This window comes from Enterobacter chuandaensis (assembly GCF_039718975.1).
In the GTDB taxonomy this organism is placed as follows: Bacteria; Pseudomonadota; Gammaproteobacteria; order Enterobacterales; family Enterobacteriaceae; genus Enterobacter; species Enterobacter chuandaensis.
Genome location: NZ_CP097173.1, coordinates 3,197,103 through 3,220,992 on the forward strand (window position 1 = coordinate 3,197,103; position 23,890 = coordinate 3,220,992).

At 54.5% G+C, this 23,890-nt stretch carries 22 protein-coding genes and 1 tRNA gene; 14 read left to right on the top strand and 9 right to left on the bottom strand.

What is annotated here, in order from left to right:
* Positions 1-9 precede the first annotated feature (9 nt).
* From MX657_RS15500 to yejF, 3 genes are read left to right on the top strand one after another with little or no spacing between them, the layout of a single operon-like run.
* The gene (locus tag MX657_RS15500; protein ID WP_080328596.1) at positions 10-1,104 is read left to right on the top strand and encodes a microcin C ABC transporter permease YejB; all 1,095 of its coding nucleotides are present in this window, start codon (positions 10-12) and stop codon (positions 1,102-1,104) included.
* Positions 1,104-2,129: an ABC transporter permease gene (locus MX657_RS15505; protein WP_080328595.1), complete on the top strand. Its 1,026-nt coding sequence runs from the start codon at positions 1,104-1,106 to the stop codon at positions 2,127-2,129. Before MX657_RS15500 ends, MX657_RS15505 begins: the two co-directional genes overlap by 1 nt.
* Position 2,130: 1 nt before the next feature.
* Positions 2,131-3,720, top strand: coding sequence for a microcin C ABC transporter ATP-binding protein YejF (gene yejF, locus MX657_RS15510; protein WP_252002020.1), 1,590 nt, complete (start codon positions 2,131-2,133; stop codon positions 3,718-3,720).
* A gap of 3 nt (positions 3,721-3,723) precedes the next feature.
* Here yejF and MX657_RS15515 read toward each other — a convergent pair whose 3' ends face one another.
* The 3 genes from MX657_RS15515 to rsuA all read right to left on the bottom strand — a co-directional run bounded on the left by MX657_RS15515 (position 3,724) and on the right by rsuA (position 6,265).
* Positions 3,724-4,068 carry a YejG family protein gene (locus MX657_RS15515; protein ID WP_028013883.1) on the bottom strand — a complete coding sequence of 115 codons (345 nt, stop codon included), beginning with the start codon at positions 4,066-4,068 and terminating at the stop codon, positions 3,724-3,726.
* A 278-nt stretch (positions 4,069-4,346) separates the two neighbouring features.
* Positions 4,347-5,543, bottom strand: a complete 1,197-nt coding sequence (locus MX657_RS15520) for a Bcr/CflA family multidrug efflux MFS transporter (RefSeq protein ID WP_080328593.1) — start codon at positions 5,541-5,543, stop codon at positions 4,347-4,349.
* Entirely contained in the window at positions 5,540-6,265 is a 726-nt protein-coding gene (gene rsuA, locus MX657_RS15525) for a 16S rRNA pseudouridine(516) synthase RsuA (RefSeq protein ID WP_346806121.1), read from the bottom strand. Before rsuA ends, MX657_RS15520 begins: the two co-directional genes overlap by 4 nt.
* 152 nt (positions 6,266-6,417) lie before the next feature.
* On the opposite strand from rsuA, the gene MX657_RS15530 reads away from it, so the two are divergent.
* Together MX657_RS15530 and rplY are read left to right on the top strand one after the other, a co-directional pair.
* Positions 6,418-8,178: a DEAD/DEAH box helicase gene (locus MX657_RS15530; RefSeq protein ID WP_119915470.1), complete on the top strand. Its 1,761-nt coding sequence runs from the start codon at positions 6,418-6,420 to the stop codon at positions 8,176-8,178.
* Positions 8,179-8,302: 124 nt separating this feature from the next.
* Positions 8,303-8,587, top strand: a complete 285-nt coding sequence (gene rplY / locus MX657_RS15535; RefSeq protein WP_080328590.1) for a 50S ribosomal protein L25 — start codon at positions 8,303-8,305, stop codon at positions 8,585-8,587.
* A 51-nt stretch (positions 8,588-8,638) separates the two neighbouring features.
* Here rplY and yejK read toward each other — a convergent pair whose 3' ends face one another.
* Positions 8,639-9,646 (bottom strand): nucleoid-associated protein YejK, encoded by a 1,008-nt coding sequence (gene yejK, locus MX657_RS15540; protein ID WP_008500957.1) that lies wholly within the window; start codon positions 9,644-9,646, stop codon positions 8,639-8,641.
* A 134-nt stretch (positions 9,647-9,780) separates the two neighbouring features.
* Here yejK and MX657_RS15545 point away from each other — a divergent pair, with 134 nt between their 5' ends.
* The 6 genes from MX657_RS15545 to MX657_RS15570 all read left to right on the top strand — a co-directional run bounded on the left by MX657_RS15545 (position 9,781) and on the right by MX657_RS15570 (position 14,679).
* Positions 9,781-10,008 (top strand): YejL family protein, encoded by a 228-nt coding sequence (locus MX657_RS15545; protein ID WP_014884596.1) that lies wholly within the window; start codon positions 9,781-9,783, stop codon positions 10,006-10,008.
* Positions 10,009-10,027: 19 nt separating this feature from the next.
* Positions 10,028-11,788 (top strand): LPS biosynthesis-modulating metalloenzyme YejM, encoded by a 1,761-nt coding sequence (gene yejM, locus MX657_RS15550; RefSeq protein WP_119915469.1) that lies wholly within the window; start codon positions 10,028-10,030, stop codon positions 11,786-11,788.
* A 72-nt stretch (positions 11,789-11,860) separates the two neighbouring features.
* A tRNA-Pro gene (locus MX657_RS15555) sits at positions 11,861-11,937 on the top strand.
* A gap of 277 nt (positions 11,938-12,214) precedes the next feature.
* Positions 12,215-12,562 (top strand): MerR family transcriptional regulator, encoded by a 348-nt coding sequence (locus tag MX657_RS15560; protein WP_119915468.1) that lies wholly within the window; start codon positions 12,215-12,217, stop codon positions 12,560-12,562.
* Positions 12,563-12,591: 29 nt separating this feature from the next.
* Complete coding sequence (locus MX657_RS15565; RefSeq protein WP_346806122.1) at positions 12,592-13,344, top strand: glucose 1-dehydrogenase; 753 nt, start codon at positions 12,592-12,594, stop codon at positions 13,342-13,344.
* Positions 13,345-13,473: 129 nt separating this feature from the next.
* The gene (locus MX657_RS15570; RefSeq protein WP_252002014.1) at positions 13,474-14,679 is read left to right on the top strand and encodes an NAD(P)/FAD-dependent oxidoreductase; all 1,206 of its coding nucleotides are present in this window, start codon (positions 13,474-13,476) and stop codon (positions 14,677-14,679) included.
* A gap of 46 nt (positions 14,680-14,725) precedes the next feature.
* Here MX657_RS15570 and MX657_RS15575 read toward each other — a convergent pair whose 3' ends face one another.
* The gene (locus MX657_RS15575) at positions 14,726-15,334 is read right to left on the bottom strand and encodes a helix-turn-helix domain-containing protein (protein WP_346806123.1); all 609 of its coding nucleotides are present in this window, start codon (positions 15,332-15,334) and stop codon (positions 14,726-14,728) included.
* A 426-nt stretch (positions 15,335-15,760) separates the two neighbouring features.
* On the opposite strand from MX657_RS15575, the gene MX657_RS15580 reads away from it, so the two are divergent.
* The gene (locus tag MX657_RS15580; RefSeq protein WP_346806124.1) at positions 15,761-16,702 is read left to right on the top strand and encodes an MBL fold metallo-hydrolase; all 942 of its coding nucleotides are present in this window, start codon (positions 15,761-15,763) and stop codon (positions 16,700-16,702) included.
* Positions 16,703-16,819: 117 nt separating this feature from the next.
* Here the strand turns inward: MX657_RS15580 and MX657_RS15585 are convergent, their stop codons facing one another.
* Complete coding sequence (locus MX657_RS15585) at positions 16,820-18,007, bottom strand: MFS transporter (RefSeq protein ID WP_346806125.1); 1,188 nt, start codon at positions 18,005-18,007, stop codon at positions 16,820-16,822.
* Between the two features lie 124 nt (positions 18,008-18,131).
* Positions 18,132-18,392: a DUF2534 family protein gene (locus tag MX657_RS15590; RefSeq protein WP_008500962.1), complete on the bottom strand. Its 261-nt coding sequence runs from the start codon at positions 18,390-18,392 to the stop codon at positions 18,132-18,134.
* Between the two features lie 209 nt (positions 18,393-18,601).
* Here MX657_RS15590 and eco point away from each other — a divergent pair, with 209 nt between their 5' ends.
* Positions 18,602-19,105, top strand: a complete 504-nt coding sequence (eco, locus tag MX657_RS15595; RefSeq protein WP_119915463.1) for a serine protease inhibitor ecotin — start codon at positions 18,602-18,604, stop codon at positions 19,103-19,105.
* Between the two features lie 133 nt (positions 19,106-19,238).
* On the opposite strand, the gene mqo is transcribed toward eco, so the two are convergent.
* Positions 19,239-20,888, bottom strand: coding sequence for a malate dehydrogenase (quinone) (mqo, locus tag MX657_RS15600; RefSeq protein ID WP_119915462.1), 1,650 nt, complete (start codon positions 20,886-20,888; stop codon positions 19,239-19,241).
* Between the two features lie 188 nt (positions 20,889-21,076).
* Here mqo and MX657_RS15605 point away from each other — a divergent pair, with 188 nt between their 5' ends.
* The gene (locus MX657_RS15605) at positions 21,077-22,366 is read left to right on the top strand and encodes a SulP family inorganic anion transporter (protein ID WP_346808564.1); all 1,290 of its coding nucleotides are present in this window, start codon (positions 21,077-21,079) and stop codon (positions 22,364-22,366) included.
* Here the strand turns inward: MX657_RS15605 and mgtE are convergent.
* Positions 22,329-23,765 (bottom strand): magnesium transporter, encoded by a 1,437-nt coding sequence (mgtE, locus tag MX657_RS15610; protein ID WP_080328585.1) that lies wholly within the window; start codon positions 23,763-23,765, stop codon positions 22,329-22,331. The two genes, MX657_RS15605 and mgtE, sit on opposite strands and share 38 nt — an antisense overlap.
* Positions 23,766-23,890: the final 125 nt, after the last annotated feature.

The window sequence follows — 23,890 nt, forward strand, 5'->3', positions numbered from 1 at the left end:
GGAATTATCATGGGTGCCTATCTGATCCGCCGGCTCCTGCTGGTCATCCCCACGCTGTGGGCCATTATCACCATTAACTTTTTTATCGTGCAAATTGCCCCCGGCGGTCCGGTCGATCAGGCGATTGCCGCCATCGAGTTTGGCAACAGCGGCGGCATGCCCGGCGGCGGCGGAGAAGGCATGGGCGCGAGCCACGCGCGCACCGGCGTGGGGAATATCAGTGAAAGCCATTACCGCGGCGGGCGCGGGCTGGATCCGGAGGTGATCGCCGAGATCACCCACCGCTACGGTTTTGATAAGCCGATACACGAGCGCTATTTCAAAATGCTCTGGGATTACATTCGCTTTGATTTTGGCGATAGCCTGTTTCGCAGTGCGTCAGTATTAACGTTGATCAAGCAAAGCCTGCCGGTTTCGGTCACGCTGGGGCTGTGGGGGACGCTGATTATCTATCTGGTCTCTATTCCGCTCGGGATCCGCAAGGCGGTTTATAACGGCAGCCGCTTCGATATGTGGAGCAGCACCTTCATCATCATCGGCTATGCTATTCCGGCGTTCCTGTTTGCCGTTCTGCTGATTGTCTTCTTTGCCGGGGGCAGTTATTTCGACCTCTTCCCGCTGCGGGGGCTGGTTTCCGCCGATTTCAGCTCGCTGCCGTGGTACCAGAAAATCACCGACTATCTCTGGCATATCACGCTGCCGGTTCTGGCAACGGTGATCGGCGGGTTCGCCGCCCTGACCATGTTGACCAAAAACGCCTTTCTCGATGAAATCCGCAAGCAGTATGTCGTCACCGCCCGCGCCAAAGGGGTCAGCGAAAAGCAAATCATGTGGAAACACGTTTTCCGCAACGCCATGCTGCTGGTGATTGCCGGATTTCCGGCCACGTTCATCAGTATGTTTTTTACCGGCTCGCTGCTGATTGAGGTGATGTTCTCGCTCAACGGTCTGGGCCTGCTGGGCTACGAAGCCACCGTGTCGCGCGATTATCCGGTGATGTTTGGCACGCTCTATATTTTCACCCTGATTGGCCTGCTGCTGAATATCATCAGCGATATCAGCTATACGCTGGTCGATCCCCGAATTGATTTTGAGGGCCGCTGATGCCGCGTTTAAGCCCCGTTAACCAGGCCCGCTGGGCCCGTTTTCGTCACAACCGCCGCGGTTACTGGTCGCTGTGGATTTTTGCTGTTCTGTTTGTCCTGAGCATGTGTTCGGAGCTGATCGCCAACGACAAACCGTTGCTGGTGCACTTTAACGACCGCTGGTACGTGCCGGTGCTGGCTAACTACAGTGAAAGCGACTTCGGCGGCCCGTTTGCCACACCGGCGGAGTATCAGGATCCGTGGCTGCGCCAGCAGATCGAACAGCACGGCTGGGCCCTCTGGGCCCCGGTGCGCTTTGGCGCAAACAGCATTAATTTCGCCACCACAACCCCCTTCCCTTCCCCGCCCTCTGCGCAAAACTGGCTGGGGACGGATGCCAACGGCGGCGACGTGCTGGCGCGCATCCTTTACGGCACACGAATTTCGATTCTTTTTGGGCTGATGCTGACCCTCTTTTCCAGCGTGATGGGCGTGGTGGCTGGCGCCGTTCAGGGCTACTACGGCGGAAAAATTGACCTGTGGGGGCAGCGTATCATCGAAGTCTGGTCCGGTATGCCAACGCTGTTTCTGATCATTTTGCTTTCCAGCGTGGTGCAGCCGGGCTTCTGGTGGCTGCTGGGCATCACCGTTCTGTTCGGCTGGATGGCGCTGGTGGGCGTGGTGCGCGCGGAGTTTCTGCGCACCCGTAATTTTGACTACATACGCGCCGCACAGGCGCTTGGGGTGAGCGACCGGGGGATCATCTTCCGCCATATGCTGCCAAACGCCGTGGTGGCGACCCTCACCTTCCTGCCGTTTATTCTGTGCAGCTCCATCACCACCCTCACCTCGCTGGACTTTCTGGGCTTCGGCCTGCCGCTGGGCTCACCCTCGCTCGGCGAACTGCTGCTACAGGGCAAGAATAACCTGCAGGCGCCGTGGCTGGGTATCACCGCCTTCCTTTCCGTGGCGGTGCTGCTTTCGCTGCTGATTTTTATTGGCGAAGCCGTGCGCGATGCCTTCGATCCCAACAAGGCGGTATAAGATGACGCAGCCTCTTCTCAGTATTGATAACCTGTCGATTGCCTTCTCGAAGCAGGGTGAGTCGCGGACCGTAGTCACCGACCTGTCGCTGCAGATCCAGCGCGGCGAAACGCTGGCGCTGGTGGGAGAATCCGGCTCAGGCAAGAGCGTCTCGGCGCTCTCCATCCTGCGTCTGCTGCCCTCTCCGCCCGTGAGTTATCCGCAAGGGGATATTCTGTTCCACGGTCGTTCGCTGCTGCACGCTGACGAACATACCCTGCGCGGTATTCGCGGCAATAAGATTGCTATGATCTTCCAGGAGCCCATGGTTTCCCTTAACCCGCTTCATACCCTGGAAAAGCAGCTTTATGAAGTGCTCTCTCTGCACCGCGGTATGCGCAAAGAGGCCGCGCGGGGCGAAATTCTGGATTGTCTGGAACGAACAGGCATACGCAATGCGGCCAAACGGCTGAACGATTTTCCGCATCAGCTCTCCGGCGGCGAACGCCAGCGGGTGATGATTGCCATGGCTCTGCTCACGCGCCCCGAGCTGTTAATTGCCGACGAGCCGACGACGGCGCTGGACGTGACGGTGCAGGCGCAAATTCTGACGCTATTGCGTGAGCTGCGTGACGAGCTGGACATGAGCCTGCTGTTTATCACGCACAACCTGAGCATCGTGAAAAAGCTGGCCGACAGCGTCGCGGTCATGCAAAACGGACGGTGCGTTGAACAGAACACCGCCTCCACACTGCTGAACGCGCCGCAGCATCCCTATACGCAGCGCCTGCTCGACAGCGAACCTTCCGGCGACCCGGTGCCCCTCACGGCAGACAGCACACCGCTGCTGCGCGTCGATGACTTATCCGTCTCGTTCCCGATCCGCAAAGGCATTCTGCGGCGCGTCGTTGACCAGAACCCGGTCCTGAAAAACATCCGCTTCTCGCTGCGCCCGGGTGAATCCCTGGGGCTGGTGGGCGAATCCGGTTCGGGGAAAAGCACCACCGGTCTGGCGCTGCTGCGCTTAATTGCCTCTCAGGGCGAGATCCTGTTTGACGATATGCCGCTGCACCGCTGGAACCGCCGCCAGATGCTGCCCGTCCGCCCGCGCATGCAGGTGGTGTTTCAGGATCCCAACTCCTCGCTTAACCCGCGCCTCAGCGTGTTGCAGATTATCGAAGAGGGCCTGCGCGTTCACCAGTCTGAGCTGAGCGCGCAACAGCGGGAACAGGAGGTGATGCGGGTGATGGCGGAAGTGGGCTTAGATCCCGAGACCCGCCACCGCTACCCTGCGGAATTTTCCGGCGGCCAGCGCCAGCGTATCGCCATCGCCCGCGCGCTGATCCTGAAGCCGGAGCTGATTATTCTGGATGAACCGACCTCGTCGCTGGACAGAACCGTCCAGGCGCAGATCCTGGCGCTGCTGAAAGGGCTACAGGAAAAGCACCGGCTGGCCTATATCTTTATCAGCCACGATCTTCAGGTGGTTCGGGCGCTATGCCATCAGGTGATTGTGTTGCGGCAGGGTGAGGTTGTCGAACAGGGTGATTGCCAGCGCGTCTTTACTGCGCCAACGCAGAACTATACGCGCCAGCTGCTGGCAGCAGACTAGCGCTTAAAACGGGTACTGGCCGGAGAAAGGCTCAGCAATCGCAACGCCGAAGTTTTTCAGGCGGCAGGTTGCGGCAAACTCGTCCTGGCTTTTGACAAACAGGCACGGCTCCCCTTCACACTCCAGTACGGAGCTGTCCACTTCGATATCCGTCAGGGCCTGGCTGAGACGCTCCATCACCCGCCACGCATTTTCGTCGCTCGGGCTCAATAGCTTAAGCGCCACCAGGCAATTCTCGCAACCCGCGACGCTTTGCGGAATCGGTTCAACTTTCGAACCTGCAAAACCCGCCGACCAGCGATAGCTCTGGGGCAAGCGATGGACAATGGAGAGTTGTAATGTATTCACGTTCGTTCCCCGGAAGCAAAATTTACTTCACAATTTATTTACATTTATAGTAACACATCATCGCCAGCCTGCACTATTCAGCGCTTTTTTATCGGTATTCAGGCTCGCGTCGGCGCTATATGTACCCGTTTCTGCGATCTAACTCAACCTTTTTGAATACAATGATGTGACTTTTTACATAAATAGATTTTACATAAAATAAACAAACACGGGGTAAACGAACGGGGTTTGGTTGATATGCGTCAACAAAAAAGGCCCTGCCGGGCCTTCTCTGCGTTTTAGTGGGCCGCTTTTCGCGGTCGACTGGCGTAAAGACAGAAGAGTACAGAGCTGGTTGCGCAAAAAGCCATCGCCCACAGCATAGGCCAGGCCGTGCTGAAGGTCGCCATAGAGAGCAACGCCCCGACGATGGCACCAATCCCGAAGCGGAAGGTTCCCGCCAGTGACGAAGCGGTCCCCGCCATGTGCGGGAACTCATCGAGGATCACCGCCATCGCATTGGATGAGATCATCGACACGCAGCCGACAAAAGCCGCCACGCCGATCACCAGCGCCCAGAAACCCACGTCCAGAAACGCGCTCACCACCAGCCAGACCGCCATCACAAACTGGATCCACAGCCCGGCGCGGAACATGTTCAGCGCCCCCACCCGCCGGACAAAGCGGCTGTTAATGATGGTCAGCACAAACAGGAAGACAATATTGAGCGCAAAGTAATAGCCAAAGTGCTGCGGCGAAACGTGGTTCAGTTCGATATAGACAAACGGCCCGGCGCTCAGGAAAGAGAACATTCCGGCGAAGCTGAACCCGCTCGCCAGCATGTAGCTCAACACCCGCTTGTGGCGAAACAGCGAGGCGAAGTTGCCTATCGTGGTTCGAATATGAAATTTCTGGCGGCGCTCGACGGGCAGGGTTTCATCAATAAAGAAGAAAATCATTGCCGAGGCCAGCAGCGCTGCCAGCGCCAGGATCCAGAAAATCGCGTGCCAGCTAAACCACACCAGCACCGCACCACCGGCCATCGGTGCCACCAGCGGCGCAATTGTCGTCACCAGCATGACGAACGACATCATGCGGGAGAACTCTTCTTTCGGGTAGATATCACGCATCAGCGCGTTGATCACCACGCTCGCGGCAGCGGCGGCCAGCCCGTGCAAGAAACGCATGGCGATCAGCTGATCGATACTCTGCGCCAGCGCACAGGCGACCGCTGCAGCCGCAAAGACCAGCGTCCCGCCCAGAATCACCGGTTTGCGCCCCAGGCTGTCGGCCATTGGGCCATACAGCAGCTGTCCGAGGGCGAAACCGAGAATATAGGTGCTGAGCGTCATCTGCGCGCTGCCTGCCGGTACGCCGAACTGCGCGGAAATCACCGGCAGCGCAGGCAGATACATGTCAATAGACAGCGGCATCAACATCGCCAGCAGGCCAAGAATAAAGACGATTTTGAACGACGAGTGTGGCCTGGTGGTCACTGGGTTCTCCTGAAACTAGTGGAAGGCAGACCGACGCTGGCGATCTCTTCTTCCGTCAGCGGGCGATATTCGCCGGGCGCCAGGTCGGGATCGAGGGCGATTGCGCCGATGCGTTCACGGTGCAGGCCCACAACGTGGTTCCCCACGGCGGCAAACATCCGTTTGACCTGGTGGTAACGCCCTTCGCTGATGGTCAGACGGACCTCCGTCGGCGCGATCACTTCAAGCACCGCCGGTTTGGTTAGATCTTTCTCATTATGCAGCTGAACGCCTTTGGCGAATTGCTCTGCCGTGTCATCCGCAACCGGTGACTCCAGCGTGACCAGATAGGTTTTCTCGCAGTGGTGACGCGGGGAAGTGATGCGATGAGACCACTGTCCGTCGTCGGTCATCAGCACCAGCCCGGTGGTGTCGATATCGAGGCGCCCCGCAGCGTGCAGCTTGTGCGCCACCGGCTCGTCGAGAAAATAGAGTACCGTCGGGTGATCCGGATCGTCCGTTGAGCAGACATAGCCTTCCGGCTTATTAAGCATGAAGTAGCGCGGACCGTGCTGCTGGGTCAGCGGATTACCGTCGTACTCAACCTGATGATCAGGCAGGAGTTTGAACGCGCTGTCTCTCACAATCTCGCCGTCCACGGTAACGCGGTTGGCGCGAATTTCACGCCCGGCAATAGCGCGGCTTACGCCGAGTTGCTGAGCGATAAACTTATCAAGTCGCATGAAATCTTTTTAGCCTTAATGGTGCTGGAAGTCGGACCGTGTGTCCGAAAAAAGAAGCAGTCAGGAACGGTTCAGTATAATGGTCTGGTTGCGCCACTCAAGGGAAAAAGTTTCGTGGCATACTATACGCGGAATAACGAAACCGAGACCCCATGACTTTTACACTTCGTCCCTATCAGCAGGAAGCCGTCGACGCCACCCTCGCCTGGTTCCGTAAACACCGGGAACCAGCGGCGATTGTGCTGCCGACCGGTGCAGGCAAAAGCCTGGTCATCGCCGAGCTGGCCCGCCTGGCGCGCGGTCGCGTGCTGGTGCTGGCCCACGTTAAAGAGCTGGTGGCGCAAAACCATGCCAAATATTGCGCGCTTGGGCTCGAGGCTGACATTTTCGCCGCCGGGCTAAAGCGTAAAGAGAGCCACGGCAAAGTGGTCTTCGGCAGCGTGCAGTCGGTCGCGCGTAATCTGGACCTGTTTCGCAGCGAGTTTTCGCTGCTAATTGTCGATGAGTGCCACCGCATCAGCGATGACGATGACAGCCAGTATCAGCAAATCCTCACTCACCTGAAAGAGGTGAACCCTCACTTACGCCTGCTCGGCCTGACGGCCACCCCGTTTCGTCTGGGTAAAGGCTGGATCTACCGCTTTCATTATCACGGCATGGTGCGCGGCGATGAGAAGGCGCTGTTCAGCGACTGTATCTATGAACTTCCGCTGCGCTACATGATTAAGCACGGCTACCTGACCCCGCCGGAGCGGCTGGATATGCCGGTCGTGCAGTACGACTTCAGCCGCTTACAGGCGCAGAGCAACGGATTATTCAGCGAGGCCGATCTTAATCAGGAGCTGAAAAAACAAAAGCGTATTACCCCGCATATCATCAGCCAGATTGAGGAATTCGCGCAGACGCGCAAAGGGGTGATGATCTTTGCGGCCACGGTTGAACACGCGCGCGAAATCACCGGATTGCTACCCGCTGACGACGCGGCGCTGATCACCGGCGAAACGCCCGGCCCGGAACGCGATAGCCTGATTGAAGAGTTCAAAGCGCAGCAGTTTCGCTATCTGGTCAACGTCTCGGTCTTAACCACCGGCTTTGACGCCCCGCATGTCGACCTGATTGCGATTTTGCGCCCGACGGAATCCGTCAGCCTGTATCAGCAGATTGTCGGACGTGGGCTGCGCCTGGCGCCGGGCAAAACCGACTGCCTGATACTGGATTACGCCGGTAACCCGCACGATCTCTACTCCCCGGAAGTGGGCGCGCCAAAAGGCAAAAGTGACAACGTGCCGGTGCAGGTTTTCTGCCCGGCCTGCGGGTTTGCCAACACCTTCTGGGGAAAAACCACCGCCGACGGCACGCTGATTGAACACTTTGGCCGCCGCTGCCAGGGCTGGTTTGAAGATGATGAGGGGCATCGCGAGCAGTGCGATTTCCGCTTCCGCTTCAAAAACTGTCCGCAGTGCAACGCCGAAAACGACATTGCCGCCCGCCGTTGTCGTGAGTGCGACACGGTGCTGGTCGACCCGGACGACATGCTGAAAGCGGCGCTGAAGCTGAAGGATGCGCTGGTGCTGCGCTGTTCCGGCATGACGCTGCAGCCCGGTGCGGATGAAAAAGGCGAGTGGCTGAAAATTACCTATTACGACGAAGATGGCGCTGACGTCAGCGAACGGTTCCGGATCCAGACGCCTGCCCAGCGCACGGCTTTTGAACAGCTGTTTATCCGCCCGCATACCCGCACGCCGGGCGTACCACTGCGCTGGATAACCGTCGCGGATATCGTGCATCAGCAGGCGCTCCTGCGCCATCCGGATTTTGTTGTCGCCCGCAAAAAAGGCCAGTTCTGGCAGGTTCGCGAGAAGGTCTTTGACTATGAAGGACGCTTCCGCCGGGCAAATGAATTGCGCGGTTAGCGGACTTTTCATTGATGTGAGGGGCATTTGAGTATAAAATGCCGCCCGCTTCACATCCGTGAGGCAGAACACTCACCTGCTGCTGGGTCGCCTGTAGTAGGGTTTTAAATACAGAGAGAAATCAATGTTCACTATCGAAGCAGAAGTACGTAACGTGCAGGGTAAGGGTGCGAGCCGCCGCCTGCGTAACGCTAACAAGTTCCCGGCTATCGTTTACGGTGGCGAAGCTGCTCCAGTTTCTATCGAACTGGATCACGACAAAGTGTGGAACCTGCAGACCAAAGCTGAATTCTACAGCGAAGTTCTGACCATCGTTGTTGGCGGTAAAGAAGAAAAAGTGAAGGTTCAGGCTGTTCAGCGTCACGCGTTCAAGCCAAAACTGACTCACATCGACTTCGTTCGCGCGTAATCGCAAACCTGTCGAGAAAAACCCCGCTTCGGCGGGGTTTTTTTATGGCTGCTATTTACCGCCAGACGTGCGACGCTGAAGCTGATCGCGCAGGTTCGGCGGCGTGCCTTTGATGGTTAGCGTATCGGTAGCCGGATCCCAGAAGATGCGTTCCCCCAGCAGCATGGCGTCGAAGTTGATGGTTAACCCACCGCCGCTACCGGCAAACTTAGTGAGCTGGCGCAGCGTACTGCGATCCGCCGGGAAGCTCTCCTCAAGCTCATAGCCCTTCTCCGCGGTGAATTCCTGGAAGCTGACCTCGCTGACGCCCGCCAGCTCTTTTGACAGCGACTCCAGCTCAATCTCTTCACCCGCCTGCAGCTGCTCGTTACAGTAGCTGTAAACCTGCTGACGCACGGTCTGACGCTCGGATTTATCGAGCTGCGCTTCCGCCGTGAAGTCATCAACGGCCTGCAGCAGCCCTTTGTTCTGCGCTTTGGCGTTCAGGCCTTCGCTGGCACCGAGGAAGTCCATAAAGAAATCCGCCACTTTACGGCCCACGCGCCCCTTCAGGAAAGTCAGGTAGCGGGTCGACTCCGGGTTGGTTTCCCACTCGGTTAAATCAATACGTGCCACGATATCCGCATGGTTGATATCCAGATAGTGCGTTGAGCTGATGTCCAGCTGCTCGTTCACGCGCATGCTGCTTAAGTTATTCAGCACGGTAACCAGCAGGTACTCGACCGCCAGGTAGCGATAGTGGCAGAACAGGACGATACCGCCGTCGGCGAACGGATATTTCGCCAGCTCGTCGCGCAGACGCCCGGTTGCCGCGCGGCTAAACGCCAGGAAATCCTCTTCGCCCTGACGCTGCAGGCGCAGGCTATCGGCCAGCTCACTCTCTTCGCTGAACAGACCATAGGCTTTGTTTTTGGCGCTGTAGACGCGATGCAGCTCTGCCATCATTTCCACAACGGTTGCCGTGGGTTCCAGTAACGAATCGCGTAGCACCACTTCAAGGGTTTGCTCATCACGCTTGATAAGCTGGTGCAAGGCAATCTGGTTGATTTCCAGACTCATGATAAACTCTCCTTTTAGACCGGGCGGTATTCAACCACCACCAGGACATGTGTGCAACAACAGATAAAAAAGGGGAAAAAAAGCTGTTGCTACGGTAATATGTTGCCCTTTCATCAACAAACTGATTTTGATTTATGCCACAACATTCCCGCTACAGTGATGAACACGTTGAACAACTGCTCAGTGAGCTGGTCAACGTACTGGAAAAACATAAAACGCCGACCGATCTCTCCCTGATGGTTTTGGGAAATATGGTCACCAACCTTATCAATACCAGCGTTGCTCCGGCTCAGCGTCAGGCGATCGCAAAATCTTTCGCCCAGGCCTTACAGTCATCCGTCAGCAACGACCAGGCCCATTAAGGGAAACGAACAACAGTTTATGGTGACGAATCGTCAGCGCTACCGTGAAAAAGTCTCCCAGATGGTCAGCTGGGGACACTGGTTTGCCCTGTTTAACATTCTGTTAGCGACGGTGATTGGCTGTCGTTATCTGTTTGTCGCAGACTGGCCAACAACGCTAACCGGGCGTATCTACTCCTGGATGAGCGTTGTGGGTCACTTTAGCTTTTTGGTATTCGCCACCTATTTGCTGATCCTTTTCCCTCTGACGTTTATCGTCATGTCGCAGCGTCTGATGCGGTTCCTTTCCGCTATTCTTGCGACGACAGGGATGACGCTGCTGCTTATCGACAGTGAAGTGTTCACCCGCTTCCACCTGCACCTTAATCCCATCGTCTGGGAACTGGTGATTAACCCGGACCAGAACGAAACGGCCCGCGACTGGCAGCTCATGTTCATCAGCGTCCCGGTGATCCTGTTGATTGAGATGCTGTTTGCCACCTGGAGCTGGCAAAAGCTCCGCAGCCTGACCCGGCGCCGCCATTACGCGAAGCCCGTCGCCGCGCTCTTTTTTGTCTCTTTTATCAGTTCGCACATCATGTATATCTGGGCGGATGCGAACTTCTATCGCCCAATCACCATGCAGCGCGCGAACCTGCCGCTCTCTTACCCGATGACGGCCCGTCGTTTCCTGGAGAAACACGGTCTGCTTGATGCGCAGGAGTTTCAGCGCCGTCTGGTGGAACAGGGGAATCCGGAAGCGGTCAGCGTTCAGTATCCGCTGAGCGATCTGCGCTATCGCGATATGGGTCGCGGACAAAACGTCCTGCTAATCACCGTTGATGGCCTCAACTATTCTCGTTATGAGAAGCAGATGCCTGCGCTGGCTGATTTCGCCAGCAAGAACGTGTCGTTTACCCAGCATATGAGTTCCGGTAACTCAACGGATGCAGGTATCTTTGGCCTGTTCTATGGAATTTCTGCCGGTTACATGGATGGCGTACTGTCAGCCCGTATTCCTGCGGCGCTGATCACCGGGCTTAATCAGCAGGGCTACCAGTTAGGGCTGTTCTCATCGGACGGTTTCAACAGTTCACTGTACCGCCAGGCGCTGCTCTCTGATTTCTCACTGCCTGCCGCGCAGAGCCAGTCTGATACCCAGACCGCAAACCAGTGGATTAACTGGCTGCAGCGCTACGCGCAGGAAGATAACCGCTGGTTCTCGTGGGTGGCCTTTAACGGCACAACGCTCAGCGACAGCAACCAGGCTGGCTTTACGCGCCGCTACAGCCGCGCGGCCGGTGATGTCGACGCGCAGATTGGCCGCGTGCTTGATGCACTACGCGAATCAGGCAAGCTTGATAACACCGTCGTGATTGTGACCGCGGGCCATGGCGTGCCGCTAGGCGACGAGACGAAGAGCATGAGCTGGTCACGTCCGAACCTGCACGTTCCGCTGGTGATCCACTGGCCGGGCACCCCAGCGCAGCGCGTTAACATGCTTACCGAGCATAAAGACGTGATGACGACCCTGATGCAACGCCTGCTGCATGTCAGCACGCCAGCAAACGAGTATTCGCAGGGGCAGGATCTCTTCAGCGCCACGCGCCGCCACAACTGGGTAACGGCAGCGGGCGGTAACACGCTGGTGGTGACCACGCCGAAGCTGACGCTGGTGCTGAACAGCAACGGGAACTATCAGACCTATAATCTGCAGGGTGAGCGGTTGAAAGACCAGAAACCACAGCTGAGCCTGCTGCTGCAGGTCCTGACGGATGAGAAGCGTTTTATCGCTAACTGATTAATTATAAACCAGTTAGCGACAGATTCCCTTGCATTCAAAACGGAATCGAGTAGTATTCTTTTTATGCGTCGGCACGTAGCGCAGCCTGGTAGCGCACCGTCATGGGGTGTCGGGGGTCGGAGGTTCAAATCCTCTCGTGCCGACCAAAATCACATTGAAAACCAGCCTCTTATGGCTGGTTTTTTTATAATCGCTACCCTTTGGACATCATCTTCCCTGCGCTTTCCCCCTTCATCCTTATGACCAATATGTAAACACCAGCGCACCAGTATCGATATACATTGGATAGAGGCCGCCGGCACCTTACAACTTTCCTCTGCATTCGTTCGCTGAAATATTTCATTACATATTTATCATCCCCCTTCGCTTTACATTGACACTAGTGTCAATCTTGTAGATTACGACTACAGCGAGGAGAAGAGTATGCGACCATCCGATCTGGCAAAACTCACCGGAGTAAGCAACAGAGTTCTGCGTCATTATGAATCGAAAGGGCTCATCCGTTCACGGCGACTAGATAATGGATATCGTGATTATGATCCGAAGGAAGCAGAAAAAGTGAAGTGGGTAATCTCATTAATTAAATGTGGATTCAGTACCAGGCAGATAGCTGAGCTGGAAAAGTTCTCGCAGATCAGCGATATGGATGATGACCGTTTTATTATGTGCCTGGAACAGCACCGGAATAAGCTACAAGCACTGGATACGCTGATTGAGTTACTCAATGAACGTCGAAACGCACTCGCTGCACGGATACATTCTTACGAATAATGAATATTTTTATCAGAAAGAGATGAAATATGAAACGTTTAGAAAATAAGGTTGCCTTAATTACCGGAGGCAGCAGCGGCATTGGGCTGGCAACAGCAAAAATTTTTATCGATGAAGGTGCCAAAGTCATCATCACCGGAAGAGATGAAAATACGCTGAATCAGGCCATGCGTGAACTGGGGGATAAGAATGCTATTGCAATACAATCAGATATTAGTGATTTAAATAATCAAGAGGCCGTTTTTTCAACCATTGAAAAACGCTTCGGTAAACTGGATATTGTTTTTGCCAATGCAGGGATTATTTTACTTTCTGATTTTCAGGATTCCACCGAAAGTGACTTTGATCGCCAGTTTAATATTAATGTGAAAGGTACATTTTTTACCGTACAAAGGGCTCTACCGCTGATGCCACAAGGCGGGTCGATTATATTGACCTCATCCATTGCTCACTACAAGGGCCTTGACGGACACAATATCTATGCTGCGACAAAAGCTGCGTTACGTTCTTTCGCTCGAAGCTGGACAACGGATCTTAAAAACCGAAGTATCCGTGTTAACTGCATAAGCCCTGGCCCCATCGCCACGCCAATCATCAGCAAAATGGGCATTTCTGAGGCAAACCGTGAATTGTTTGATACGAACGTAGCGAGCCATATTCCTGCCGGGCGATTTGGCAAACCAGAAGAAGTTGCCGCCGCTGCGCTTTTCCTGGCCTCAGATGAAAGCCGTTTTATATCGGGTATTGACCTCAGTGTGGATGGCGGGATGGGGCAGATTTAACCTGGATAAAAAATAATATCAAATTTGATTAAAAGACATCAATTTTGATGAAGTTCTTTTTGCTGAATATCTCTATATTTGTTGCCATGAAGGGCCCATCACTATCCAGTGTTTATTAAAGGTATTTATATGAAAAAACGTATTATTATTGCCGGTGCAGGTTTTGCAGGTATGTGGGCGGCCATCTCTGCGGCCAGACTTATACATTTAAACAACGCTGACAATCAGGTCGATATATTTCTTGTTTCGCCTGAACCAAAATTAACCATACGCCCACGGCTTTATGAGGCCGTTCTTGAAAAGATGGACCCCTCGATTCTTGAGGTGCTTGAGGCGGCGAATGTGAAATATATTCGTGGCCGGGTTATTGATATTGATACACAAAATAAAACGATTACCGTCCAAAAGCCAGATGAAGAAACCCGGGTTAATTTTGATAGTTTTGTGCTGGCTGCGGGAAGTCAGGTCTTCCATCCAGAATTGAAAGGGTTGAAGGAATATAGTTTCGATGTCAACTCGCTGGAAAAAGCCCGCGAACTTGATGCGCATTTACAGTCGCTGGCAGCAGAACCTGATTCGCAGGCACGGAATACCGTCGTGGTTGCAGGAGGAGGATTAACTGGTCTGGAAACCGTAACAGAGATGCCGGAACGTTTGAACACACTGTTTGGCGTGGAAAGCCAGCCACAGGTCATCATCGTTGATAATGCGCCCAAAATTGGGCAGGCAATGGGAGAGGAAGCCTGTGAGATTATCAATCAGGCACTGGTCAGCAGCGGAATTGCGGTACGCACAGGCGTAAGGGTTTCATCCATCGAGGCGAATGGCGTCACGCTATCGGACGGTGAGTTTATTCCCAGTAAAACGGTCATCTGGACCGCCGGAATGCGTGCCAATCCATTAACCCGCTTTATCCCCGGTGAACACGATTCGCAGGGACGCGTAATCAGCGATTCCTTTTTACGCGCCCCCGAAGCCAACGGTATCTTTGTTACCGGAGACACGGTGAAGGTGCCTACTGATAATGATGGCAATTACAATGTAATGTCCTGTCAACATGCCATGAGCCTGGGGCGCGTGGCTGGACACAACGCGGCGGCTGAACTGCTGGCGTTGCCATTGCACCCCTACAGCCAGCCTAAATACGTTACCTGCCTCGATCTTGGCAAATGGGGAGCCGTTTATACCGAAGGCTGGGATCATCAGGTGATGTATCAGGGCGAGGAAGCTAAAAAAATTAAGCAGGAAATTAATACCCTGTGGATTTATCCCCCTGAGCCCGATCGGGAGAAAATGTTCTCTGTCGCGAATCCCGATTATATTATTGTGCCGTAAATTACAACGTCCTCGCTGCACTACATCGAGGTTATTTTTCTAAACCTCATTTTGCAGCATGGCTCTTTTTACGCCACTGACTGGGAGTTAATCCCGTCATTTTTCTGAATGCACTGGTAAATGCATTTTGCGAATTGTAGCCGCTTTCCAGTGCAATTTCAGAAACCTGCTTGTTGGTGGATTGTAATTGTAAAAAAGCACGTTCCATTACGCGCTGTTTGAGCCAGCCATAAGGCGTAAGACCGGTACTGTTTTTAAACGCCCGACAAAAATGTGCGGATGACATGCCCTGCTCTGCCGCCAGAGCCTGAATAGTCACCTCCCCTATCGGGCTGCTATCCAGGATTTCAAGCGAATTTTTAAGAACACGTGGGGACAGAAAATAGTTGGCCTGTTGGACATGTGCCTTAACAGGGGAATGGTTCTGTATCAGTTGAAGTACCAGCGCCAGCATTAAATGTTCGCAAAGGAGATGAGTGATTCGATTGTTATCTGAAAGGGTATCATGAATAGCTGAAATTATTTTTGCGGTTGTATCATCAAAATAAGCAGTACGGAACAGGAGCTCCGTTAGCGGGGCATCAACCTGTAATAACAGATCGTTGAACGTTTGATTGGGAATATAAAAATGAATTACATCAACGGTGCCAGACATATCCCAGCGTGACGAACTGCCACGGGGAATAGTCGTAATGGTGCCTTCTCTGATGGTATCTCTAACTTACCTGATGTCCGGTTCTTCGCTCAACGGTTTGCATATTGCCGAAGTGCGCGATGATAACGTGTTGATCCATGGGCGCAATAGTTTCGTGCAACGGCCCGTGTGGCCATCGATAACAGTTTACAGATAAGGGATTGCTGCTGGTAATGCTTAATTCTGGCTGGTTTTTTAATACTCGGGTCATCTCCTTGACGGTATCTTTAAGTATAACCTCATGATTATTCATCATAATGCTCGCAACGCCAGTGTAATTAGTCTCAAGAGTATAGGTGAAGTTTAAAACGTTAACTCAATTGCCATAAATCCGTCCGCGTTATCACCACGATAGCCGGGAGTTTACATCTGTTGTCAGGAGGTATTATGCAATTATCTAAAAATGCGGCTGAGTCAATGCCTGCAGATGATCGCCTGTCCGTCTCTCCATCTGAACCAGAATTAGTCCCATCGCGTTACCCGCTAAAGATCGGCGATATTGAAGTTCTTGTAATCAGTGATGGTGTTCTGTCCTTACCAGGCCCAATGCTGGGCCATAATGCCGATCCCTTCGTGAGATCAGCCTGGTTTAAAGAGATGTTTTTACCCTACGACGAACTCGACTGGGCTCTTAATGTCGTCGTGGTAAAAAGCGCTGACAGAACCATCCTCATCGATGCAGGTATGGGTGCCGCCTTTCCTGACCTGCCACGAGCCGGACGGACAGTCCAGCGGCTGGAATCAGCCGGTATTAATCTCGGCTCCATCACTGACGTGGCGATTACCCATCTGCATATGGACCATATAGGGGGGCTGCTTATCGAAGGAGTAAAAGAGCGTTTGCGTCCTGACCTGCGTATTCATGTGGCAGAAGCTGAAGTTAACTTCTGGGAATCGCCCGATTTTTCCCAGGTATCCATGCCTACAGGTTTCCCGGAAGCACTCAGGAAAACGGCAACACGGTTCTTACAGGAATACAGGGGCCAGTTGAAAACTTTCGAGAACCAGAGTGAGGTAGCCCCTGGCGTTCTCATGATGCGTATTGGTGGTCATACGCCTGGTCATAGCGTCGTCCGTCTGGCATCACATGGTGAACGCTTAACGTTTGCTGGCGATGCGGTATTCCCGGTCGGCTTCCAGCATCCTGACTGGTTCAATGGCTTCGATCATTATCCCGAAGAAGCTGCTCGCGTGCGGATTCAACTCTTGCGGGAACTCGCTGCCAACCGGGAGTCTCTTGTGGCAACACACCTCTCCTTCCCGTCTGTGTGCCATGTCGCCATTGATGGAGATACCTTCCGTTGTGTGCCGGGACACTGGAGGTACTGAAAACCTGACGATTGCAGAGCATACGGTCGTATAGAGTGCAATCAAAAGAGGTTTGAGAAAAAATAGGCGCCTCCCCCGGCTGAGCTATTGAAAACCAGCCTTTTACGGCTGGTTTTTTTATTTCACCTCATCCGGCGTTTTGCTCAGATACACCAGTGTCGCCAGACAAATCACCGCCCCGGCATAAAACGTATACTGCGCCCCCCACGTTTCCCAGATGGCACCGGCCCCGAGACTGGCGACTAATAACCCCACGCCGCTGACCAGGCTAAAAATACCGTAGGCGGTACCGCGCAGATCCGCAGGAGCCGTTTTAGCAATCATTGCCGCCAGCAACCCTTGCGTCATCCCCATATGAATTCCCCAAAGCGCAACGCCTAAAATAATGCCGGCCCAGTGGGTGCTCATCGCCAGAACTATGTCCGCACCAATCAGCACCACCAGCCCCCACTGCAGCAGCCGGGTGTGGTTCATCGTGTCGGATAGCTTGCCAAACGGATAGGCTGAAAGGAAGTAGAGCAGGTTCATGGCAACCATCACCAGCGGGATCAGCGCCAACGGCACCCCCGACTGCTGCGCGCGAAGGACAAGAAAAGCTTCACTGAAGCGTGCGAGCGTGAAGACGGCGCCGAGGCCAATGACCCACCAGCAGCCTTTCCCGAGGCGCCTGAGGTTCTCTTTTTTGATGGGATTCGTGCGTTTATGTTCGACGGGGGTTTTCGGCTCATGCAGGCCAAAGAAAAGCAGCGCCACAGCGAGCACGCCGGGTATCACCGCGATCCAGAAAATAGTGCGAAAATCATCGTTCCACAGCAGCATTAAGCCTACGGCCAGCAGCGGCCCGAGAAATGCGCCGATGGTGTCCATCGACTGACGCAGACCAAAAGCCGCGCCGCGAAGTTCCGGCGGCGTAACGTCAGCGACCAGCGCATCGCGCGGCGCACCACGGATCCCCTTCCCTACCCGGTCGATTAAGCGTGCCCCCAGAATCATGCCCGACGAAGAGGCGATAGCGAACAGCGGCTTACTCAGCGCGCCAAGACCGTAGCCCAGCACCGCCAGTCCTTTACGTTTGCCCAGGTAGTCACTGATTGCCCCAGAAAAAACTTTGATAAACAGCGCGGTGGCCTCAGCCAGGCCTTCAATCAAGCCAATGAAAATCACGCTGGCTCCCAGCGTCGTGACCATAAACAGCGGCAGCAGGCTGTGAATGATCTCCGAGGAGATATCCATCAGCATACTGACTCCACCTACAACCCAGACGCCTTTCGGGATCCGGCTGAGCGTTGCAAACCGGGAAAACATTGAACATCTCCTGCTTTATGTCGACCAACCTCGTTCGACACAGAATATCCTGGAAATGCGAATAAATATCATCAAACATAAAAAAAGCCAGCCCGCAGGCTGGCTTTTTATAGCAGGTGAATGCTTAGTGTTTTTCACGTCCGCCCAGGAAGAAAATGCCCAACGGGATAGCAAGCAGCACGGTGAAAACAAGGCTGTAAACGAAGATCATCGCCGATTGCAGCACATACATGCTGGTGGTCCAGGCGGAGAGAGGAATGTTGTACTGTTCGATGACGCCAACGATGGTGGCCCGCCCGACGCACGCGGCAGCAATCATAAACACGACCAGTAGCGCCAGGAGGAACTTGCGGCCTTCAGGCGTTTTCAGTTTTGCACGAACCATCTCTCTTCCCTTTTACAGATGAATAACATTATATGAGGTCTAAAATAACACGAACGCCCGCCAGACTCCACCTCAGTACAAAAAACCAATAAAACCATCAAAAACAAGTTTATTGTTCTGTATATAATGAAAATGTAAGTAAATACCACCATCCATTCATATGCGTTATGTTAATCTGTGCAGGACCGTTTTGACATAAAGGAATGACAATGAAAAACGCCCCTAAATTTGCCATCGCCCTCATCGCCGCCGCGTGCGTCAGCACCAGCGCTTTCGCCAATGATGCCCAAAAAGCACAACCGCTGGAAAAAGTCGCTCCGTATCCGCAAGCGGAAAAAGGTATGAAGCGTCAGGTGATCCAGCTGCCGGTTCAGCAGGACGAAGCGAATTACAAAGTGGAACTGTTAATTGGCAAAACGCTGGAAGTGGACTGTAACCAGCACCGTCTGGGCGGTCAGCTGGAAAGCAAAACGCTGGAAGGCTGGGGTTACGACTATTACGTCTTTGATAAAGTAACCTCTCCGGTCTCTACCATGATGGCCTGCCCGGACGGCAAGAAAGAGAAGAAATTTGTGACGGCGTATCTCGGCGACAACAGTCTGCTGCGCTACAACAGCAAGTTGCCGATCGTGGTCTATACGCCGGAAAACGTGGAAGTGAAGTATCGCGTATGGAAGGCGGACGAGAACGTCGGACAAGCGGTAGTACGTTAAAAATAAGTCGGGTGGCGGCTTCGCCTTACCCGACCCGGACAGGGTGCGCTCTGGTGCCCTCACCCCCCCTCTCCCACGGGGAGAGGGAGAAAACACTAAAAACGGTAACAGATGTTACCGTTTTGCTTTTACCTTACAGCGCGATATCCGCAACCGGTTTGTTTTCCGGCTGAGGCTTCAGCTCCGCTTTCGGCGCAGCATCCGCAGCCTGCGGCTTCACATACTGCAGTTGCAGTACGCGGCTGGTATATTCCAGCTCTTGTTCCGTCGCATCCACGTTACCGTTCAGCTTTGTGCCGTAGGATGGAATAATGGTTTTCAGCTTCGCCTGCCATTCAGGGCTGGCGACTTTGTCTTTAAACACTTTTTCCATCAGGTGCAGCATGATTGGCGCAGCGGTAGACGCACCCGGTGACGCACCCAGCAGCGCGGCAATCGTGCCATCTTTATCGCTCACCACTTCGGTACCCAGACGCAGCACACCACCCTCTTTCGGATCGCGCTTGATGATCTGCACGCGCTGACCCGCCTGCCACAGACGCCAGTCTTCTTTCTTCGCCTGCGGATAGTACTCTTTCAGCGCCTCGAAGCGTTCTTCATCAGAAAGCATCACCTGGCTAATCAGGTATTTCACCAGATCGAAGTTATCCAGACCCACGTCCATCATCGGTTTGACGTTAGAGGTAGTAGTCGCGCTCAGCAGATCCCACAGGGAGCCGTTTTTCAGGAACTTGGTTGAGAAGGTCGCGAACGGTCCGAACAGCACCACGCGTTTACCGTCAAGCATACGGGTGTCGATGTGCGGAACGGACATCGGTGGCGCGCCCACGGAAGCCTGACCGTACACTTTCGCCAGATGGCGATTCACCACTTCCGGGTTCTCGGACACCAGGAACTGGCCGCCGACCGGGAAGCCCGCGTAGTCGTCAGCTTCAGGAATACCGGACTCCTGCAGCAGCTTCAGCGCCGCGCCGCCCGCACCGATAAAGACAAACTTCGCCTTGATGACGTGCTCAGCTTCGTTGTTTTTCAGATCGGCAACGGTCACGCTCCAGCTGTTATCCGCGTTGCGCTTAAAGCCGCGCACTTCGGTGCTGAGCTGCAGATTGAAGTTCTCTTTCTTCTTCAGGGATGCAACCAACTGACGGGTGATTTCGCCGTAGTTCACGTCGGTACCAATTTCGGTACGGGTCGCCGCCACTTTCTGGTTCGGGTCACGACCTTCCATGACCAGCGGTGCCCACTCTTTGATCTGCGCGTGGTCTTCGGAATATTTCATGCCGCGGAACAGCGTGCTCTGCTGCAATGCAGCGTAACGCGCGCGCAGGAAGTTAACGTTCTGCTCACCCCACACAAAGCTCATGTGTGGCACGGTGTTAATAAAGGAGTGCGGATCGTGCATCACGCCGCTGTTAACCTGGTGAGACCAGAACTGGCGAGAAATCTGGAACGCTTCGTTGATCTCTACCGCCTTCTCGATACTAATGGAACCGTCCTTTTTCTGCGGCGTATAGTTCAGTTCCATGAGTGCCGAATGTCCGGTACCGGCGTTGTTCCAGCCGTTCGAACTCTCCTGCGCCACGCCATCGAGGCGCTCGACCATGGTCATGGACCAGTCCGGCTGCAGTTCTTGCAGATAGGTTCCCAGCGTGGCGCTCATGATGCCGCCACCAATTAAAAGGACGTCCGTTTCCTGCTCTTTTGGTGCGTCTGCTTTCGCTGCCATTGAGACGGCGTTGAGCCCGACGGCCAGAGAAAAGAGCATGGCAGTCATTTTTTTCATAATTTATGCCTTAGTGTAAAAGTGCTTGATGCGTGGAAAGTGCAGGTGAAACAAGCTGCGTGGGCACGGTAACAACTTTTAAATATTGTTTAAAGGTTACGAAATTATTGTAATTGTGAAATTTAATGATGGATTGTTTGTAGGGGATTGCGGCGCGCAACTGGCAATACGGGGAATTTATGGCTACTATGCTGCACTTTGTGATCGCGCGCACGGAAGCCTGCCCTAACCAGCGAACTGTTATGTCATTATCCCATTCTGCTGTTTCCCCTGAAGACCGTGTAGCCAGCGTACTGCGTTCCCCTAAACAACTGACGCGTGAAACGCTGGCGGGGGTGATTACCGCTCTGGCGCTGATCCCCGAAGTCATCTCATTTTCCGTGGTGGCGGGCGTTGACCCGAAGGTCAGCCTGATCGCCTCCGTGGTGCTGTGCCTGGCTCTGTCCGTGCTGGGCGGTCGTCCGGCGATGGTCACGGCAGCGGCCGGTTCCGTGGCGCTGGTCATTGGCCCGATGGTGCATCAGCACGGGGTACAGTACATTCTTCCCGCCGTACTAATGGCTGGCGTGATTCAGATTCTGTTTGGCGTGCTGGGCATGGCAAGACTGATGCGCTTTATTCCCCAGTCGGTGATGACCGGATTTGTTAACGCCCTGGGCATTTTGATCTTCTTCGCTCAGGTGCCGCATTTCTGGAGCCGAAGCCCGCTGATTGTCGGTCTGTTCGTGCTGACGCTGCTGATCGTGCTGTGGGTACCGCGCTATATCAAAAGCATCCCTTCCCCACTGATTGCGATTGTTGTGCTTACCTTATTTACCGTTTCAACCGGTCAAATCCTGCCGACCGTGGGTGATGAAGGCTCCATGAGCGGTGGTTTGCCGGGGCTTACCGAGCTGCTGGTGCCGCTTAATTTACAGACGCTGAACATTATCTGGCCGTGCGCTTTGAGTATCGCCTTCGTCGGCCTGCTGGAGTCCCTGCTGACGGCAAAGCTGGTGGATGAGCTGACCGTAACGCCATCGAGCAAACGCCGTGAGAGCATCGGGCTGGGCGTCGGCAATATTCTGGCCGGTTTTTATGGCGGTATTGCGGGCTGCGCGATGATCGGACAAACCATCGTCAACGTGGAGATGGGGAAAGGACGAAGCCGCGTTTCAACCCTTGCGGCGGGCATTGTGCTGCTGATCCTGGTGACGGCGCTCAGCGAAGTGATGGCAAAAATTCCAATGGCGGTGCTGGCGGGGATTATGGCGATTGTCGCCATCAAAACCTTCAGCTGGCACAGTCTTCAGCCCGCCACGATAAAAAAAGCCCCGATTGCCGAAACGGTGGTGATGCTGGTGACGGTAGCCGCCACGGTATCAACCGGCAACCTGGCCATTGGCGTGCTGGGCGGGATTATCGTCATGGCCCTGCTTCCCGCCCGCATTAAGCGTCGGCTTAAAGCAGAAAAATCGTTGCCAGCCCAAGAAAAATAAAGAAACCGCCGGTATCGGTGATGGCGGTGATCATCACGCTCGACCCCACCGCGGGGTCGCGCCCCAGTTTGGTCATCGTCAGCGGGATAATGACGCCCATCATTGATGCCACCAGCAAATTCAGCACCATCGCCAGCATCATCACCCCGCCTAAGGCCATATCGTCATACAGCCACCAGGTAATGCCACCCATAATCCCGCCCCACACCAGGCCGTTGATCAGCGCCACGCCCATCTCTCTGAAGATAAGAAAGGCGAAATTACCGGGCTGAATGTTTTCCAGCGCCAGCGCGCGAACGATCATGGTGATGGTCTGGTTTCCGGTGTTACCGCCAATTCCGGCCACAATCGGCATCAGCGAGGCCAGCGCCACCAGCTGCGAAATGGTGTGTTCGAAACCGTCAATCACGCGGGAGGCAATAAAGGCGGTACACAGGTTGATAGCCAGCCAGGCCCAGCGCGTTTTCACCGCCTTGCCCACAGACGCGTGGACATCATCTTCCGCGCTAATCCCGCCGAGTGCGCGCAGGTCGTTATCGGTCTCTTCATAGACTACGTCGACGATCTCATCGATGGTCAGACGGCCCATCAGCTTGCCGACGGAATCAACGACCGCCGCGCTCACCAGGTCATCACGCTCGAAGGTACGCGCCGCTTTTTCCGCATCGTCTTCCGGGGAGAATACCATCGGCTCGTTTTCCATCACCTCGCTCACCTTCCGCTGGGTGCTGTTGAGCAGGATGGTTTTCAGCTCCAGCTCGCCGAGCAGGGTTTTGTCCCGCGAGGTGACAAACAGTTTATCGGTGTTATCCGGCATTCTGCCCAGGCGGCGCAGGTAGCGCTGCACGGTGCCGAGCGTGACGTCAGGACGTACCGTGATAACGCCAAACTCCATGATCGCGCCGACGCTATTTTTCTCGTAGTGCATCACCTGACGCACGCGCGCGCGTTCATCGGCAGGCAGTGACGCCAGCAGGCGGCCGGTCAGGTTTCGCGGCAGATGCTGAACCAGATAAATCTGCTCGTCGATATCCAGGGTTTGCACCGCGTCGAGAATATCCCGGTCGCTCATCTCGTCGATCAGGTCATCCCAGACGTTTTCCGACGCCTCAAGCAGCACCTGCCCGCGCTCGTGATCCTGCACCAGGCGCCACAGGGCGTGACGCTCTTCCGAGGGAAGCGCTTCCAGGGTATCCGCCAGATCCGGCGGGGGTAGATGGGCAACCAGGGCACCTACCTCAGCAATATCGTCGGCTAAGGTGCCGACATCATATTGCTCAGCCAGGGTCAGTTTGCCTAATAGCGTAGAGGTGACCGCTTTATCAGTCGTGAGAAGCCAGATGAGTCGCGCACGCTCCTGGTCACGCTGCCTGGCGCTGTTTTTCTTTAATACCGACATTAATCATAAATCCATGAAATAAGTTGGCATTAAGCATAGCGCGGGGATATGTAAATAAGAATAAACAACGGGCCGAGGTGGAGAAAAATACGTCATTACAGCCACGATCTATCCCCTCTCCCTGT